Below are 16,612 nucleotides of genomic sequence, written 5' to 3' on the forward strand. Positions count from 1 at the left end.
CCCCCGGGCGGGTGACGCCGCGCCGATCCGGGAGCCGGGCGGTCTCTCTATCACCCGATCGCGTCCATGGCCAATTTGGCGTCCGGTGCTGTGGCTTGATAGAGCGACACCTCTTTGACCAGCGGTAACAGCGCCGAATGTCACGTCTCGTGATCACTCGGCCGCTTCGCGTACGAAGATCACCGCTCATCCGACTTCATGATCGTTCGTCAGGTGGTGGAGATCACAAAGACGTTGTCGTACCCCGTGTCGCAGATCACAGGACGGCAGGCATAGGATGCGGGGCAGTCGGGCTTGTGAACTGCCTCACATGTGCACGATCTTGGTGAGGTGGCGAGCCAGGTCGCCCGATGCGGTCCAACGGTCAAGGACGACTGGAAGGAGCGAGGAGCGTGAATGCCTACGCGCCCATCCTCGTGCTCGGCGCCCTCGGGGCAGGGTTTGCGATCTTCTCCGTGGTCAGTGCCACGCTTATCGGCCCCAAGCGGTACAACCGGGCGAAGCTCGAAGCGTACGAGTGCGGTATCGAACCCACCCCGACTCCAGCCGGAGGCGGCCGTTTTCCCATCAAGTACTACCTGACGGCGATGCTCTTCATCGTCTTCGACATCGAGATCGTCTTCCTCTATCCCTGGGCGGTCACCTTCGACGCCCTCGGGATCTTCGGGCTCGTCGAGATGCTGCTCTTCGTGCTCACCGTCTTCGTCGCCTACGCGTATGTGTGGCGTCGCGGCGGCCTGGAATGGGACTGAGGGGCTGAGGGGCACACATGGGACTCGAAGAGAAGCTGCCCAGCGGCTTCGTGCTGACCACTGTCGAGCAGGCCGCCGGCTGGGTACGGAAGTCCTCCGTCTTCCCGGCCACCTTCGGCCTCGCCTGCTGCGCCATCGAGATGATGACGACCGGGGCCGGGCGCTACGACCTGGCCCGGTTCGGCATGGAGGTGTTCCGCGGATCACCACGGCAGGCGGACCTGATGATCGTGGCCGGGCGGGTCAGTCAGAAGATGGCGCCCGTCCTGCGGCAGGTCTACGACCAGATGCCGAACCCCAAGTGGGTCATCTCCATGGGGGTTTGCGCGTCATCGGGCGGAATGTTCAACAATTATGCCATTGTTCAAGGTGTTGATCATATTGTCCCCGTTGACATCTATTTGCCGGGCTGCCCGCCGCGGCCCGAGATGCTGATGGACGCGATCCTCAAACTCCACCAGAAGATCCAGGGCTCCAAGCTCGGGGTCAACGCGCAGGAGGCCGCCCGCGAGGCGGAGGACGCGGCGCTCAAGGCACTGCCCCTGATCGAGATGAAGGGGCTGCTCCGGTGAGCGACGAGCAGAACGGCGCCAACGGCGTCCCCGTCCCGCGCGACGAGCACGGCGAGGTCATCGGCGTACGCAAGGGCATGTTCGGCGCCGAGAACGGCGGCGACACCTCCGGTTACGGCGGCCTCGTCCGCACCGTCGCCCTGCCGGGCGCCACCTCGCGCCCCTACGGCGGCTGGTTCGACGAGGTGGCCGACGAACTGGAAGGGGCCCTGGAGGAACAGGGCCTGCTCCCCGGCAACGCCATCGAGAAGACGGTCGTCGACCGCGACGAGCTCACCTTCCACATCGCCCGCGAGCACCTGCCCACCGTCGCCCGGACCCTGCGCGACGACCCGGCCCTGCGCTTCGAGCTCTGTACGGGGGTGAGCGGCGTCCACTTCCCCGGGGACAAGGGACGCGAGCTGCACGCCGTCTACCACCTGCGCTCGATCACCCACGGCCGGCTCATCCGGCTGGAGGTGTCCGCGCCGGACAGCGACCGGCACATCCCGTCCCTCGTCGCGGTCTACCCGACCAACGACTGGCACGAGCGCGAGACCTACGACTTCTTCGGGCTCGTCTTCGACGGGCACCCCGCCCTCACCCGGATCATGATGCCGGACGACTGGCAGGGCTTCCCGCAGCGCAAGGACTACCCGCTCGGCGGCATCGCCGTCGAGTACAAGGGCGCCCAGATCCCGGCTCCGGACCAGCGGAGGTCGTACTCCTGATGACCACTCCCCACGCGACACCCCGTGCGACCACCGAGGGGACTGTATATACAGTCACCGGCGGCGACTGGGACGAGGTCGTCGAATCCGCGGTCAACTCCGACGACGAGCGCATCATCGTCAACATGGGTCCCCAGCACCCGTCCACCCACGGCGTGCTCCGGCTGATCCTGGAGATCGACGGCGAGACCGTCACCGAGGCCCGCTGCGGCATCGGCTACCTCCACACCGGCATCGAGAAGAACCTCGAATTCCGCAACTGGACGCAGGGCACCACCTTCGTCACGCGCATGGACTACCTGACGCCGTTCTTCAACGAGACGGCGTACTGCCTGGGGGTCGAGAAGCTCCTCGGCATCGAGGACCAGATCCCCGACCGGGCCACCGTCCTGCGCGTGCTGCTGATGGAGCTCAACCGGATCTCTTCGCACCTGGTGTGCATCGCCACCGGCGGCATGGAGCTCGGCGCCACCACGATCATGATCTACGGCTTCCGCGATCGTGAACTCGTTCTCGATCTGTTCGAGCTCATCACCGGCCTGCGCATGAACCACGCGTTCGTGCGCCCCGGCGGACTCGCCCAGGACCTGCCCCCGGGGGCGGTCGACCAGCTGCGCGAGTTCGTGAAGACCATGAAGAAGAACCTGCCGGAGTACGACAAGCTCGCCACCGGCAACCCCATCTTCAAGGCCCGCATGCAGGACGTCGGCTACCTCGACCTCACCGGCTGCATGGCGCTCGGCGCCACCGGTCCGATCCTGCGCTCCGCCGGACTCCCGCACGACCTGCGCAAGACCGACCCCTACTGCGGGTACGAGAACTACGAGTTCGACGTCCCCACGGCGGACAGCTGCGACGCCTACGGCCGCTTCCTCATCCGTCTGGAGGAGATGCGACAGTCGCTGCGGATCGTCGAGCAGTGCATCGACCGGCTCGCGCCCGGGCCGGTCATGGTCGCCGACAAGAAGATCGCCTGGCCCGCGCAGCTCGCGCTCGGACCGGACGGACTCGGCAACTCGCTCGACCACATCAAGAAGATCATGGGCACCTCCATGGAGGCCCTGATCCACCACTTCAAGCTGGTGACCGAGGGCTTCCGGGTCCCGGCCGGGCAGACGTACACCGCGGTCGAGTCACCCAAGGGCGAACTCGGCGTGCACGTCGTCTCGGACGGCGGCACCCGCCCCTACCGGGTCCACTTCCGCGACCCGTCCTTCACCAACCTCCAGGCCATGGCGGCGATGTGCGAGGGCGGCCAGGTCGCCGACGTCATCGTCGCCGTCGCATCCATCGACCCCGTGATGGGAGGCGTCGACCGGTGACCGAAGCACGCGAAGTCAGTCTGGGGATGCCGCAGCTCCCCGCCCCCGCCTACCCGGCCGAGGTGCGCGCCCGGCTCGAAGCGGATGCGAAGGAGGTGATCGCCCGCTACCCCGACAGCCGCTCCGCGCTGCTGCCGCTGCTGCACCTCGTGCAGTCCGAGGAGGGGTACGTCTCGCGTACGGGCATGGCGTTCTGCGCCGACGTGCTCGGCCTCACCACCGCCGAGGTCACCGCGGTCGCCACCTTCTACACGATGTACCGGCGCAAGCCGAGCGGCGAGTACCAGGTCGGCGTCTGCACCAACACGCTCTGCGCGGTGATGGGCGGCGACGCGATCTTCGACCGGCTCAAGGAGCACCTCGGCGTCGGCAACGACGAGACGACCGAGGACGGCAAGGTCACCCTCGAACACATCGAGTGCAACGCGGCCTGCGACTTCGCGCCCGTCGTGATGGTGAACTGGGAGTACTTCGACAACCAGACGCCCGAGAGCGCGACGCGGCTCGTCGACGACCTGATCGCCGGACGCACCGTCGAGCCGACCCGCGGCGCCCCGCTCTGCTCGTACAAGGAGACGGCCCGGATACTGGCCGGCTTCCCCGACGAGCGCCCAGGCGCCGTCGCGGCGTCCGGCGGCGCGGGACCCGCCTCGCTCATCGGCCTGAAGCTGGCCAAGGGCGAGGCCGCACCGCGGGCCCGCGTGGTGAGCCCGCGCGGCGAGGCCCCGCGCGACGAACCGCAGAAGGGCGCCGAACACCTCAGCTCCCATGACGCGCCACAGCAGACCTCGGCCTCCGACCCGGCCCACCCGGCCGGTCCCGCCGCCGAGGAGGGGGAGTGATGACGTTGGCCGCCGAAATCGACAAGAACGGGACCAGTCCCGAGAAGCTGCTCGCGCCGGTCCTGTCCGCCTTCTGGGACGAACCGGAGTCCTGGACCCTGGAGACCTACCGTCGCCACGACGGGTACGAGGGGCTGCGCAAGGCGCTGGCCATGTCGCCGGACGACCTCATCGCGTACGTCAAGGACTCCGGTCTGCGCGGCCGCGGCGGCGCCGGCTTCCCCACCGGGATGAAGTGGCAGTTCATCCCGCAGGGCGACGGCAAGCCGCACTACCTGGTGGTCAACGCCGACGAGTCGGAGCCCGGGACCTGCAAGGACATCCCCCTCCTCTTCGCCAACCCGCACAGCCTGATCGAAGGCATCGTGATCGCCTGTTACGCGATCCGCTCCTCGCACGCCTTCATCTACCTGCGCGGCGAAGTCGTCCCCGTCCTGCGGCGGCTGCACGAGGCCGTGCGCGAGGCGTACGAGGCGGGCTATCTCGGTACGAACATCATGGGCTCCGGACTCGATCTGGAACTCACCGTGCACGCGGGCGCCGGTGCGTACATCTGCGGTGAGGAGACCGCACTGCTCGACTCGCTGGAAGGACGCCGCGGCCAGCCCCGGCTGCGCCCGCCCTTCCCCGCCGTCGCCGGCCTGTACGCCTGCCCCACTGTGGTGAACAACGTCGAGTCCATCGCCTCGGTTCCCGCGATCCTGAACCGGGGCAAGGACTGGTTCAAGTCGATGGGCAGCGAGAAGTCCCCGGGCTTCACGCTGTACTCGCTCAGCGGACACGTCGCCGGACCCGGCCAGTACGAGGCCCCGCTCGGCATCACGCTGCGCCAGCTCCTCGACATGAGCGGCGGCATGCGCCCCGGCCACCGGCTCAAGTTCTGGACCCCGGGCGGCTCCTCCACGCCCATGTTCACCGAGGAGCACCTCGACGTGCCCCTCGACTACGAGGGCGTCGGCGCCGCCGGATCCATGCTCGGCACCAAGGCGCTCCAGTGCTTCGACGAGACCACCTGCGTGGTCAGGGCCGTCACCCGCTGGACCGAGTTCTACGCCCACGAGTCCTGCGGCAAGTGCACACCGTGCCGCGAGGGCACGTACTGGCTCGTCCAGTTGCTCCGCGACATCGAGGCGGGCAAGGGACAGATGGCCGACCTCGACAAGCTGAACGACATCGCCGACAACATCAACGGCAAGTCGTTCTGCGCCCTCGGCGACGGCGCCGCCTCGCCGATCTTCTCCTCGCTGAAGTACTTCCGCGAGGAGTACGAGCAGCACATCACCGGCAAGGGCTGCCCCTTCGATCCGGCCAGGTCGACCGTGTGGGCCGACGACAAGAACGCATCCCAGGGGGTGAACGCATGACAGTCACCACGAGTGCGCCCTCCGGGGGCGGCGAGGCGGCGCTCCCGCCCGAGGACCTGGTCACGCTGACCATCGACGGCATCGAGATCAGCGTGCCCAAGGGCACCCTGGTCATCCGGGCCGCCGAACTCCTCGGCATCGAGATCCCGCGCTTTTGCGACCACCCCCTCCTCGACCCGGCCGGCGCCTGTCGCCAGTGCATCGTCGAGGTCGAGGGCCAGCGCAAGCCGATGGCGTCCTGCACCATCACCTGCACCGACGGCATGGTCGTCAAGTCGCAGCTCACCTCGCCGGTCGCGGACAAGGCGCAGCGCGGCGTGATGGAACTGCTGCTCATCAACCACCCGCTGGACTGCCCGGTCTGCGACAAGGGCGGCGAGTGCCCGCTGCAGAACCAGGCGATGTCGCACGGCGATCCGACCTCCCGCTTCGACGGGAAGAAGCGGACGTACGAGAAGCCCGTCCCGATCTCCACCCAGGTGCTGCTGGACCGTGAGCGGTGCGTGCTCTGCGCGCGCTGCACCCGGTTCTCCAACCAGGTGGCGGGCGACCCGATGATCGAGCTGATCGAGCGCGGCGCGCTCCAGCAGGTCGGCACCGGTGTGGGCGACCCGTTCCAGTCGTACTTCTCCGGCAACACCATCCAGATCTGCCCCGTCGGGGCGCTGACCTCGGCGGCGTACCGCTTCCGCTCCCGCCCCTTCGACCTGGTGTCGACCCCCTCGGTGTGCGAGCACTGCGCCGGGGGCTGCGCCACCCGCACCGACCACCGGCGCGGCAAGGTCATGCGGCGCCTCGCCTCCAACGACCCCGAGGTCAACGAGGAGTGGCTCTGCGACAAGGGCCGCTTCGGCTTCCGCTACGCCCAGCAGCGCGACCGTCTCACCACTCCGCTGGTGCGCAACGAGGCCGGTGAGCTGGAACCGGCGAGCTGGCCCGAGGCGCTGGCCGTCGCGGCCGCCGGACTCTCCGCCGCACGCGGCAGGACCGGGGTCCTCACGGGCGGCCGGCTGACCGTCGAGGACGCGTACGCGTACAGCAAGTTCGCCCGGGTCGCCCTGGACACCAACGACATCGACTTCCGGGCCCGGGTGCACAGCGGCGAGGAGGCCGACTTCCTGGCCGCCCGGGTCGCCGGGCGCGGCCGCGACCTGGACGGCGGCGGGGTCACGTACACCTCGCTGGAGAAGGCCCCGACCGTGCTGCTGGTCGGGTTCGAGTCCGAGGAGGAGGCGCCCGGCGTGTTCCTGCGGCTGCGCAAGGCGCACCGCAAGCACGGACAGCGCACCTTCGCCGTCGCCTCGCACGCGACGCGCGGGCTCACCAAGGCGGGTGGCACGCTGCTGCCCGCCGCCCCGGGCACCGAGACGGAATGGCTGGACGCCATCGCGGGCGGTGTCGGCCTGGACGGCGACGGAGCCGCCGCGGCCGAGGCGCTGCGCGGTGAAGGCGCCCTGATCGTGGTCGGCGAACGACTGGCAGGCGTGCCGGGCGGGCTGACCGCGGCGGTACGGGCGGCGACCGCGACCGGGGCCACCCTGGTGTGGATCCCGCGCCGGGCCGGCGAGCGCGGTGCGGTGGAGGCGGGCGCGCTCCCGTCGCTGCTGCCCGGCGGCCGGCCGGCCACCGACCCACGGGCCAGGGAGGAGGTGGCGGCCGTCTGGGGCGTCGCCGAACTCCCGTCCCGCTTCGGCCGCGACACCGGCCAGATCGTCGAGGCCGCGGCCACCGGCGAGCTGGGCGCGCTGCTCGTCGCCGGTGTCGAGCCCGCCGACCTGCCCGATCCGGCGCGCGCCCTGGAGGCCCTGGACCAGGTCGGTTTCCTGGTCTCCCTGGAGCTCCGCCCCAGCGAGGTCACCGACCGCGCCGACGTGGTGTTCCCGGTCGCCGCGGTCGCCGAGAAGTCCGGCACCTTCCTCAACTGGGAGGGCAGGGCGCGGATGTTCGAGGCCGCGCTGAAGCCCGAGCAGATGACGCGGAACCTCGCGCCGGGCGACGCCCGGGTGCTGCACATGCTGGCCGACGCGCTCGACGTCCACTTCGCGCTGCCGGACCTGAAGTCCGTACGCCGCGAGCTGGACCGGCTGGGCGGTGGGCAGGGTACGCACGCGGAGGACCCGCGTGCCTCGGCGCAGCCGCTGCCCAGGCCCGGCGACGGGGAGGCGATCCTCGCGGGCCACCGGATGCTGCTCGACCTGGGCCGGCTCCAGGAGGGCGACACGGCGCTGGCCGGGACACGGCACGCCGCGGTCGCCCGGCTCTCCGCCGCCACCGCGGCCGAGGCCGGCGTCAAGGACGGCGATCTGCTGGCCGTCTCCGGGCCGGCGGGAAGCCTGAGCCTTCCGCTGCGGGTCACCGAGATGCCGGACCGGGTGGTCTGGGTGCCGCTGAACTCCGTGGGGCGCGGCGTCCCGGCCGACACCGGGGTCCAGCCCGGCGGTCTGGTCCGGATCGGCCCCGCCGCACCCGGCATTCCCGACGTCACACCGGAGGTGGGGGCGTGAGTGCCTTCGCTCAACTGGCCGCGGCCCCGCACGGCGCCGTGCTCGCCGCCGAGGACCTGTCGATGTTCGGCACCGACCCCTGGTGGCTCGTCGTCGTCAAGGCGGTGTTCTGCTTCGCGTTCCTGATGGTGACCGTGCTCTTCTCCATCGTGTGGGAGCGCAAGGTCGTCGCCTGGATGCAGCTGCGCATCGGCCCCAACCGGCACGGGCCCTGGGGCATGCTCCAGTCCCTCGCCGACGGCGTGAAGCTGATGCTGAAGGAAGACGTCATCGTCAAGCGGGCGGACAAGGTCGTCTACGTCCTCGCCCCGATCGTCGCGGCCATCCCGGCGTTCATGGCGATCGCGGTCATCCCGTTCGGGCCGTCCGGCAACGAGGTGTCGATCTTCGGGCACCGTACGGCGATGCAGCTCACCGACCTGCCGATCGCGATGCTCTACATCCTCGCGGTCGCCTCGGTCGGCATCTACGGCATCGTGCTGGCGGGCTGGTCCTCCGGATCGACGTACCCGCTGCTCGGCGGGCTCCGCTCCTGCGCGCAGATGATCTCGTACGAGATCGCGATGGGCGCCGCGTTCGCCTCGGTCTTCCTCTACTCCGGGTCGATGTCGACCTCGAAGATCGTGGAGGCGCAGGAGGACCGCTGGTTCATCATCCTGCTGCCGGTCTCCTTCATCATCTACATCGTCACGATGGTCGGTGAGACCAACCGCGCCCCGTTCGACATGCCGGAGTCCGAGGGCGACCTGGTCGGTGGCTTCAACACCGAGTACTCGTCGATCAAGTTCGCGATGTTCATGCTCGCCGAGTACGTCAACATGGTGACCGTCTCCGCCGTCTCCACGACCTTGTTCCTGGGCGGCTGGCGGGCCCCGTGGCCGATCAGCACCTTCTGGGAGGGCGCGAACCACGGCTGGTGGCCGATGCTCTGGTTCGTCCTCAAGGTCCAGCTGCTGCTGTTCTTCTTCATCTGGCTGCGCGGCACGCTTCCCCGGGTCCGCTACGACCAGCTGATGAAGCTGGGCTGGAAGGTCCTGATCCCGGTCTCCGTGGTCTGGCTGATGCTGGTCGCGACGGTGCGGGCGCTGCGCAACGAGGGCTACGACTTCTCGAGGATCTTGCTCTACGTGGCCGGCGCCGTGATCGCGGTCCTGCTGATCTCCTTCGTCGTCGACATGTTCCGCGACAAGAAGGGCCGGGAAGCCGCGGCCCACGCGGAACCCGAGCCGGCGTTCGACCCGATGGCGGGCGGATTCCCGGTGCCGCCCCTGCCGGGACAGACCCTGCCGCCCGTGCCGCGGCGCACGCCCCGCCGTGAGCGGGAGCTCGTTGTCAGTGGTGGCGTGGATACTCAGAGTGACGGTGATCCGAGTGACGGAAAGGAGGCCGGCGGTGTCTGAACTGCCTGAGTCGCCGGGGTCCAAGAGGCCGGCGAAGTCCACCGGACCGACGGGGCCGGCCGCGCCCTCGGGGGCCTCCGGGTCCTCGCGGTCCGCGCAGTCCTCGCAGTCCTCGCAGTCCTCGGAGTCTTCGGAGGACAAGTTCCAGAATCCGGTGGCCGGCTTCGGCGTGACCTTCAAGGCCATGTTCAAGAAGCGGCTGACCGAGCAGTATCCGGAGACGCCGAAGGTGACGGCGCCGCGCTTCCACGGCCGGCACCAGCTCAACCGCCACCCGGACGGCCTGGAGAAGTGCGTCGGCTGCGAGCTGTGCGCCTGGGCCTGCCCGGCGGACGCGATCTACGTCGAGGGCGCGGACAACACCGACGAGGAGCGCTACTCCCCGGGGGAGCGCTACGGCCGCGTCTACCAGATCAACTACGCGCGCTGCATCTTCTGCGGACTGTGCATCGAGGCCTGCCCGACCCGGGCGCTGACGATGACCAATGAGTTCGAGCTCGCCAACACCACCCGCGAGAGCCTCATCTACACCAAGGACGAGCTGCTCGCGGGCCTGGAGGAAGGCATGGTCGACAGCCCGCACGCGATCTTCCCCGGCATGGACGAACAGGACTACTACCGGGGCCTGGTGACCGAGGCCGCCCCCGGTACGGAGCGCCAGGTCGCCGTGTCCAAGGGCGAGAAGCCCGACGACGGGGCCGGCGAGAGCAACGGCGCGGAGCAGGAGGCGGACGCATGACCGGCCTGGCCGCAGCGGCCTCCCAGACCTCGACCGGCGAGGCCTTCCAGTTCTGGGTGCTCGGGACGGTCGCCGTGATCGGCGCCCTGTCCACCGTGCTGATGAAGAAGGCGGTGCACAGCGCGCTGAGCCTCGCCGGGACCATGATCATCCTGGCGGTGTTCTACCTCGCCAACGGCGCCTACTTCCTCGGCGTCGTCCAGATCGTCGTCTACACCGGCGCGATCATGATGCTGTTCCTCTTCGTGGTCATGCTCGTGGGTGTCACGGCGGCGGACTCGCTGAAGGAGACCCTCAAGGGCCAGCGCTGGCTCGCCGCCGGATGCGGGCTCGGCTTCGGCGTCCTGCTGATCGCCGGCATCGGCAACGCCTCGCTGAACAGCTTCAACGGGCTGGGCGCCGCCAACGCCGCACACGGCGGAAACGTGGAGGGGCTCGCCAGCCTCATCTTCACCAAGTACGTCTTCGCCTTCGAGATCACCGGCGCCCTGCTGATCACCGCCACGGTCGGCGCGATGGTGCTCACGCACCGCGAGCGCACCGAACGGGCCAAGACCCAGCGGGAGATGTCCGAGGAGCGCGTGCGCGGCAAGCACCTGCCTCCGCTGCCCGCCCCCGGCGTCTACGCCCGGCACAACGCCGTGGACATCGCCGGACTGCTCCCGGACGGCACACCGTCCGAACTCACCGTCATGCAGACGCTGCGCAAGCGCGGCCAGATGCGCGATGTGTCCAACGAGTCGCTGGCCGGCCTCAAGGCACTGGAGCAGCGCTCCGGTGAGCGGCTCGGCCGGGACAGCGCAGAAGAAGAGGAGGTCGCCAAGTGAATCCGGTCAACTACCTCTATCTCGCCGCTCTGCTGTTCACCATCGGCGCGGCCGGGGTCCTGATCAGGCGGAACGCGATCGTGGTGTTCATGTGCGTGGAGCTGATGCTCAACGCCTGCAACCTCGCGTTCGTCACCTTCTCCCGGATGCACGGCAATCTCGACGGCCAGATCATCGCCTTCTTCACGATGGTCGTCGCCGCCGCGGAGGTCGTGGTCGGGCTCGCGATCATCGTGTCGCTGTTCCGCTCCCGCCACTCGGCCTCGGTCGACGACGCCAGCCTGATGAAGCTGTAGAGGGGCGCTGGACCCAATGAACGCAGAGAACCTGATCGCGCTGCTCGTCGCGGCGCCCCTGCTCGGAGCGGCGGTGCTGCTCTGCGGCGGCCGGCGGCTGGACCGCGCGGGCCACTGGCTCGGCACGCTGTTCGCCGCCGCCTCCTTCGTCGTCGCCGTCGTGCTCTTCGCCGACATGCTGGGCAAGAGCGCCGACGACCGTGCGCTGCACCAGATGCTGTTCAGCTGGATTCCGGTCGAGGGCTTCCAGGCCGACGTGGCCTTCCAGCTCGACCAGCTGTCGATGACCTTCGTCCTGCTGATCACCGGTGTGGGCACGCTGATCCACATCTACTCGATCGGCTACATGGAGCACGACGAGCGCCGGCGCCGCTTCTTCGGCTATCTGAACCTGTTCCTCGCGGCGATGCTGATCCTGGTCATCGCCGACAACTACCTGCTGCTGTACGTCGGGTGGGAGGGCGTCGGTCTGGCGTCGTACCTGCTCATCGGCTTCTGGCAGCACAAGCCCAGCGCGGCCACCGCCGCCAAGAAGGCGTTCCTGGTCAACCGGGTCGGCGACATGGGCCTGTCGATCGCGATCATGCTGATGTTCACCACCTTCGGCACGTTCGCCTTCGGGCCCGTCCTCGAAGCGACCGGGGAGACGAGCGAGGGCAAGCTGACGGCGATCGGCCTGATGCTGCTGCTCGCGGCCTGCGGCAAGTCCGCCCAGGTGCCGCTGCAGTCCTGGCTCGGTGACGCGATGGAGGGCCCGACCCCGGTCTCGGCCCTGATCCACGCCGCCACCATGGTCACGGCCGGTGTCTATCTCATCGTCCGCTCCGGCGCGATCTTCAACGCCGCACCGGACGCACAGCTCGTCGTCGTGGTCGTCGGAGCGGTCACGCTCCTCTTCGGTGCGATCGTCGGTTGCGCGAAGGACGACATCAAGAAGGCCCTCGCCGGGTCGACGATGTCGCAGATCGGCTACATGATCCTGGCCGCGGGCCTCGGACCGATCGGCTACGTCTTCGCGATCATGCATCTGGTGACGCACGGCTTCTTCAAGGCCGGGCTCTTCCTCGGCGCCGGTTCGGTCATGCACGGCATGAACGACGAGGTCGACATGAGGAGGTACGGCGGCCTGCGGAAGTACATGCCGGTCACCTTCGTCACCTTCGGCCTCGGCTACCTCGCGATCATCGGCTTCCCCGGTCTGTCCGGCTTCTTCTCCAAGGACAAGATCATCGAGGCGGCGTTCGCCAAGGGCGGCACCGAGGGTTGGATCCTCGGGGCCGTGACCCTGCTGGGTGCCGCGATCACCGCGTTCTACATGACGCGCGTGATGCTGATGACGTTCTTCGGCGAGGAGCGCTGGCGCCGGGCCCGGACACCGTCACCCGCCGAGTCCGACGTGGAGCCCGCCGCCGAGACGCGCGGCGAGCACGCCGAGCCGCATCCGCACGAGTCCCCGAAGTCGATGACGATCCCCATGATCATCCTCGCGTTCGGCTCGGTGTTCGCCGGAGGCTTCTTCTCCATCGGCGACCGCTTCCTGCACTGGCTGGAGCCCGTCACCGGACACAGCCACGGGGACGCCCCGGTCAGCGCGACCACCGTCACCACCGCCACCATGGTGGTGCTCGTCATCGGCGTCGCGATCGCCTGGGCGATGTACGGACGCCGGCCGGTGCCCGCGATCGCCCCGCGCGGCTCGCTGCTCACCCGGGCGGCCCGCCGCGACCTCCTCCAGGACGACTTCAACCACGTGGTCCTGGTCCGCGGCGGCGAGCACCTCACCCGCTCCCTGGTCTACGTCGACCACTCCCTGGTCGACGGCGTCGTCAACGGCACGGCCGCCTCGATGGGCGGGCTCTCCGGCCGGCTGCGCAGACTGCAGAACGGCTACGCCCGCACCTACGCGGTCTCGATGTTCGGCGGTACGGCGGTTGTCATCGCCGCGACCCTGCTGATGAGGGCGGTCTGATCACATGTCCTTTCCCCTCCTGACAGCGACGGCGGCGCTCCCGGCGATCGGCGCGGTGGCCACCGCCGCCGTCCCGGCGGCCCGGCGCACCGCCGCCAAGTGGCTGGCGCTCGCCTTCTCGCTGGGCACCCTCGTCCTGGCGGGCATCGCGCTCGTCCGGTTCGAGCCCGGCGGCAGCCGCTACCAGCTCACCGAATCGCACGCCTGGATCAAGGACTTCGGCGTGCGGTACGAGCTGGGGGTGGACGGCATCGGGCTGGCGCTCATGGCGCTCACCGCCCTGCTGATCCCCTTCGTCATCCTGGCCGGCTGGCACGACGCCGACCCCCTGGAGACGAACTCCTCGCGCTGGCGCCCCACGCAGGGCTTCTTCGCCCTGATCCTGATGGTCGAAGCGATGGTGGTCCTCTCCTTCGTGGCCACCGACGTCTTCCTCTTCTACATCCTGTTCGAAGCCATGCTCATCCCGATGTACTTCCTCATCGGCGGCTTCGGGGACCGGGCCCACTCCGGGAGCGACGAGAACGCGTCGGCCCAACGTTCGTACGCGGCCGTCAAGTTCCTCCTCTACAACCTGGTCGGCGGCCTCATCATGCTGGCCGCGGTCATCGGGCTCTACGTGGTGACGGGGACGTTCTCGCTCTCCGAGATCGCCGCCGCCCGGGCGGACGGCTCGCTCTCCATGGCGACGAGCACCGAGCGCTGGCTCTTCCTCGGGTTCTTCTTCGCCTTCGCGGTGAAGGCCCCGCTGTGGCCGCTGCACACCTGGCTGCCCAACGCCATGGGCGAGGCGACCACCCCCGTCGCCGTGCTGATCACCGCGGTCGTCGACAAGGTCGGCACCTTCGCGATGCTGCGCTTCTGCCTCCAGCTCTTCCCGGAGGCCAGCAAGTGGGCCACGCCGGTGGTCCTGGTCCTGGCACTGATCAGCATCGTGTACGGGGCGCTGCTCGCCGTCGGTCAGCGCGACATCAAGCGGCTGATCGCCTACGCGTCGATCTCGCACTTCGGCTTCATCATCCTGGGCATCTTCGCGATGACCAGTCAGGGCCAGTCGGGCGCGACGCTCTACATGGTCAACCACGGCATCTCGACCGCCGCGCTGATGCTGGTGGCGGGCTTCCTGATCACCCGGCGCGGCTCGCGGCTCATCGCCGACTACGGCGGAGTGCAGAAGGTGGCCCCGGTCCTGGCCGGCACCTTCCTGATCGGCGGACTGGCCACGCTGTCGCTGCCGGGGCTCGCCCCGTTCGTCAGTGAGTTCCTGGTCCTGGTCGGCGCGTTCGCCGCGTACCCGGCGGTCGGCATCATCGCCACCACCGGGATTGTGCTCGCCGCGATCTACGTCCTCGTCCTCTACCAGCGGACGATGACGGGACCGGTCAAGGCCGAGGTGCAGGGCATGGCGGACCTCAAGGTCCGTGAGCTGGTGGTGGTCGTCCCGCTGATCGCTCTGCTGATCTTCCTGGGCGTCTACCCGAAGCCGCTGACGGAGATCGTCAACCCGGCGGTGCAGCACACCATGTCGGACGTACAGAAGAAGGACCCCCAGCCCGAGGTGGAGGCCGCCAAGTGAGCGCAACAGCTGTCCACAACCTGTGGACAAGGGCGGGCGAGGTGACGACGGCCGCCCCGGACCAGAAGTTCAAGGCACCGGTCATCGAGTACACCCAGCTGACGCCGGTCCTGATCGTGATCGGAGTCGCCGTCCTGGGCGTGCTCGTCGAGGCCTTCGTGCCGCGCCGGGCCCGCTACTACACCCAGGTGTTCCTGACCGTCGTCGCCCTGGTCGCCGCTTTCGCCGCGGTGATCGGCCTGGCGGCCTCCGGATACGGGACGACCAAGGCCCACATCGCCGCGATGGGCGCCATCGCCGTCGACGGACCCGCCCTGTTCCTGCAGGGCGTCATCCTGCTGACGTCGCTGGCCGCCGTCTTCACCTTCGCCGAGCGGCGGCTCGACCCCGAGTCGCACGGCAGCAGGGTCGACTCGTTCGCCGCGCAGGCCGCGTCGGTCCCCGGCAGCGACAGCGAGAAGGCCGCGGTCAAGGCCGGGTTCACCACCACCGAGGTCTTCCCGCTGGTCCTCTTCTCGGTGGCCGGCATGCTGGTCTTCCCGGCCGCCAACGATCTGCTGACGCTGTTCGTGGCCCTGGAAGTCTTCTCCCTGCCGCTCTACCTCCTGTGCGCCGTCGCCCGCCGCAAGCGGCTGATGTCGCAGGAAGCCGCGGTGAAGTACTTCCTGCTCGGCGCCTTCTCCTCGGCGTTCCTGCTGTTCGGGATCGCCCTGCTCTACGGGTACGCGGGCTCCGTCTCGTACGCGCGGATCGCCACCGTCGTCGACGGCTCCATCCAGCAGATCGACCCGGCGCTCGCCGACACCATGGGCAACGACGCGCTGCTGCTGATCGGCGGCGCGATGATCCTGACCGGTCTGCTCTTCAAGGTCGGCGCCGTCCCGTTCCACATGTGGACCCCGGACGTCTACCAGGGCGCCCCGACCCCGGTCACCGGCTTCATGGCCGCCGCCACGAAGGTCGCCGCCTTCGGCGCGCTGCTGCGCCTGCTGTACGTGGTGCTGCCGGGCCTCACCTGGGATCTGCGCCCCGTCATGTGGGGCGTCGCGATCGTCACGATGGTGGGTGGCGCGGTCGTCGCCATCACCCAGACCGACATCAAGAGGCTGCTGGCCTACTCCTCGATCGCGCACGCCGGATTCATCCTGGCCGGTGTCATCGCGGCCACTCCGCAGGGCATCTCATCGGTGCTCTTCTACCTGGCGACGTACTCGTTCGTGACGGTCGGCGCCTTCGCCGTCGTCACCCTCGTGCGTGACGCGGGCGGCGAGGCGACGCACCTGTCGAAGTGGGCCGGGCTCGGCCGGCGCTCCCCGCTGGTCGCCGCGGTCTTCGCGGTGTTCCTGCTGGCGTTCGCCGGTATCCCCCTCACCTCGGGCTTCGCGGGGAAGTTCGCGGTGTTCAAGGCCGCGGCCGAGGGTGGTGCGAGCGGGCTGGTCGTCGTCGGTGTGATCTCCTCGGCGATCGCGGCCTTCTTCTACATCCGGGTCATCGTGCTGATGTTCTTCAGCGAGCCGAAGGCGGACGGCCCCACGGTCGCCGTCCCGTCCCCGCTGACGATGACCACGATCGCGGTCGGCGTCGCGGTCACCCTGGTGCTGGGCCTGGCCCCGCAGTACTTCCTGGACCTGGCGAGCCAGGCGGGAGTGTTCGTCAGGTAGCCGGACGCACCACTGCCGGGACAGCGCCGGACGGGCTTGGAAGTCAAGCCCGTCCGGCGCTGTCGTAGGCGGCGCTTA

14 protein-coding genes are annotated in these 16,612 nt (G+C 69.1%); all 14 read left to right on the forward strand.

Translation table 11 applies throughout. The features are described 5' to 3' along the window. The first annotated feature begins 392 nt into the window (after positions 1-392). The 14 genes from ABZ454_RS20895 to nuoN are packed head-to-tail and all read left to right on the forward strand — an operon-like array spanning position 393 to position 16,534. Positions 393-752, forward strand: coding sequence for an NADH-quinone oxidoreductase subunit A (locus ABZ454_RS20895; protein ID WP_123460983.1), 360 nt, complete (start codon positions 393-395; stop codon positions 750-752). A 17-nt stretch (positions 753-769) separates the two neighbouring features. Then, positions 770-1,324, forward strand: coding sequence for an NADH-quinone oxidoreductase subunit B family protein (locus ABZ454_RS20900; protein ID WP_352276005.1), 555 nt, complete (start codon positions 770-772; stop codon positions 1,322-1,324). Further along, positions 1,321-2,034, forward strand: a complete 714-nt coding sequence (locus ABZ454_RS20905) for an NADH-quinone oxidoreductase subunit C (protein WP_356321789.1) — start codon at positions 1,321-1,323, stop codon at positions 2,032-2,034. Before ABZ454_RS20900 ends, ABZ454_RS20905 begins: the two co-directional genes overlap by 4 nt. Continuing rightward, positions 2,034-3,356 (forward strand): NADH-quinone oxidoreductase subunit D, encoded by a 1,323-nt coding sequence (locus ABZ454_RS20910; RefSeq protein ID WP_356321790.1) that lies wholly within the window; start codon positions 2,034-2,036, stop codon positions 3,354-3,356. Before ABZ454_RS20905 ends, ABZ454_RS20910 begins: the two co-directional genes overlap by 1 nt. Before the next feature lie 26 nt (positions 3,357-3,382). Continuing rightward, positions 3,383-4,198, forward strand: coding sequence for an NADH-quinone oxidoreductase subunit NuoE (nuoE, locus tag ABZ454_RS20915; RefSeq protein ID WP_359539979.1), 816 nt, complete (start codon positions 3,383-3,385; stop codon positions 4,196-4,198). Further along, on the forward strand, positions 4,198-5,562 hold the full coding sequence (gene nuoF, locus ABZ454_RS20920; RefSeq protein ID WP_356321791.1) for an NADH-quinone oxidoreductase subunit NuoF: 1,365 nt from the start codon (positions 4,198-4,200) through the stop codon (positions 5,560-5,562). The genes nuoE and nuoF overlap by 1 nt, the downstream gene beginning before the upstream one ends. Next, a complete protein-coding gene (locus ABZ454_RS20925; protein ID WP_359539823.1) occupies positions 5,559-8,066 on the forward strand; it encodes an NADH-quinone oxidoreductase subunit G in 2,508 nt (835 codons plus the stop codon). The genes nuoF and ABZ454_RS20925 overlap by 4 nt, the downstream gene beginning before the upstream one ends. Beyond that, the gene (gene nuoH, locus ABZ454_RS20930; protein ID WP_356321794.1) at positions 8,063-9,466 is read left to right on the forward strand and encodes an NADH-quinone oxidoreductase subunit NuoH; all 1,404 of its coding nucleotides are present in this window, start codon (positions 8,063-8,065) and stop codon (positions 9,464-9,466) included. Before ABZ454_RS20925 ends, nuoH begins: the two co-directional genes overlap by 4 nt. Then, positions 9,459-10,205: an NADH-quinone oxidoreductase subunit NuoI gene (gene nuoI, locus ABZ454_RS20935; protein WP_356321795.1), complete on the forward strand. Its 747-nt coding sequence runs from the start codon at positions 9,459-9,461 to the stop codon at positions 10,203-10,205. The genes nuoH and nuoI overlap by 8 nt, the downstream gene beginning before the upstream one ends. Continuing rightward, the gene (locus ABZ454_RS20940; protein WP_356321796.1) at positions 10,202-11,032 is read left to right on the forward strand and encodes an NADH-quinone oxidoreductase subunit J; all 831 of its coding nucleotides are present in this window, start codon (positions 10,202-10,204) and stop codon (positions 11,030-11,032) included. The genes nuoI and ABZ454_RS20940 overlap by 4 nt, the downstream gene beginning before the upstream one ends. Then, positions 11,029-11,328 carry an NADH-quinone oxidoreductase subunit NuoK gene (gene nuoK, locus ABZ454_RS20945; protein WP_018101339.1) on the forward strand — a complete coding sequence of 100 codons (300 nt, stop codon included), beginning with the start codon at positions 11,029-11,031 and terminating at the stop codon, positions 11,326-11,328. Before ABZ454_RS20940 ends, nuoK begins: the two co-directional genes overlap by 4 nt. 16 nt (positions 11,329-11,344) lie before the next feature. Beyond that, complete coding sequence (gene nuoL / locus ABZ454_RS20950; RefSeq protein WP_359539828.1) at positions 11,345-13,297, forward strand: NADH-quinone oxidoreductase subunit L; 1,953 nt, start codon at positions 11,345-11,347, stop codon at positions 13,295-13,297. Positions 13,298-13,301: 4 nt separating this feature from the next. Next, complete coding sequence (locus tag ABZ454_RS20955) at positions 13,302-14,873, forward strand: NADH-quinone oxidoreductase subunit M (protein WP_356321798.1); 1,572 nt, start codon at positions 13,302-13,304, stop codon at positions 14,871-14,873. Beyond that, the gene (nuoN, locus tag ABZ454_RS20960) at positions 14,870-16,534 is read left to right on the forward strand and encodes an NADH-quinone oxidoreductase subunit NuoN (RefSeq protein WP_356321799.1); all 1,665 of its coding nucleotides are present in this window, start codon (positions 14,870-14,872) and stop codon (positions 16,532-16,534) included. Before ABZ454_RS20955 ends, nuoN begins: the two co-directional genes overlap by 4 nt. Positions 16,535-16,612 lie beyond the last annotated feature (78 nt).

The organism is Streptomyces sp. NPDC005803, assembly GCF_040630435.1.
In the GTDB taxonomy this organism is placed as follows: domain Bacteria; phylum Actinomycetota; class Actinomycetes; order Streptomycetales; family Streptomycetaceae; genus Streptomyces.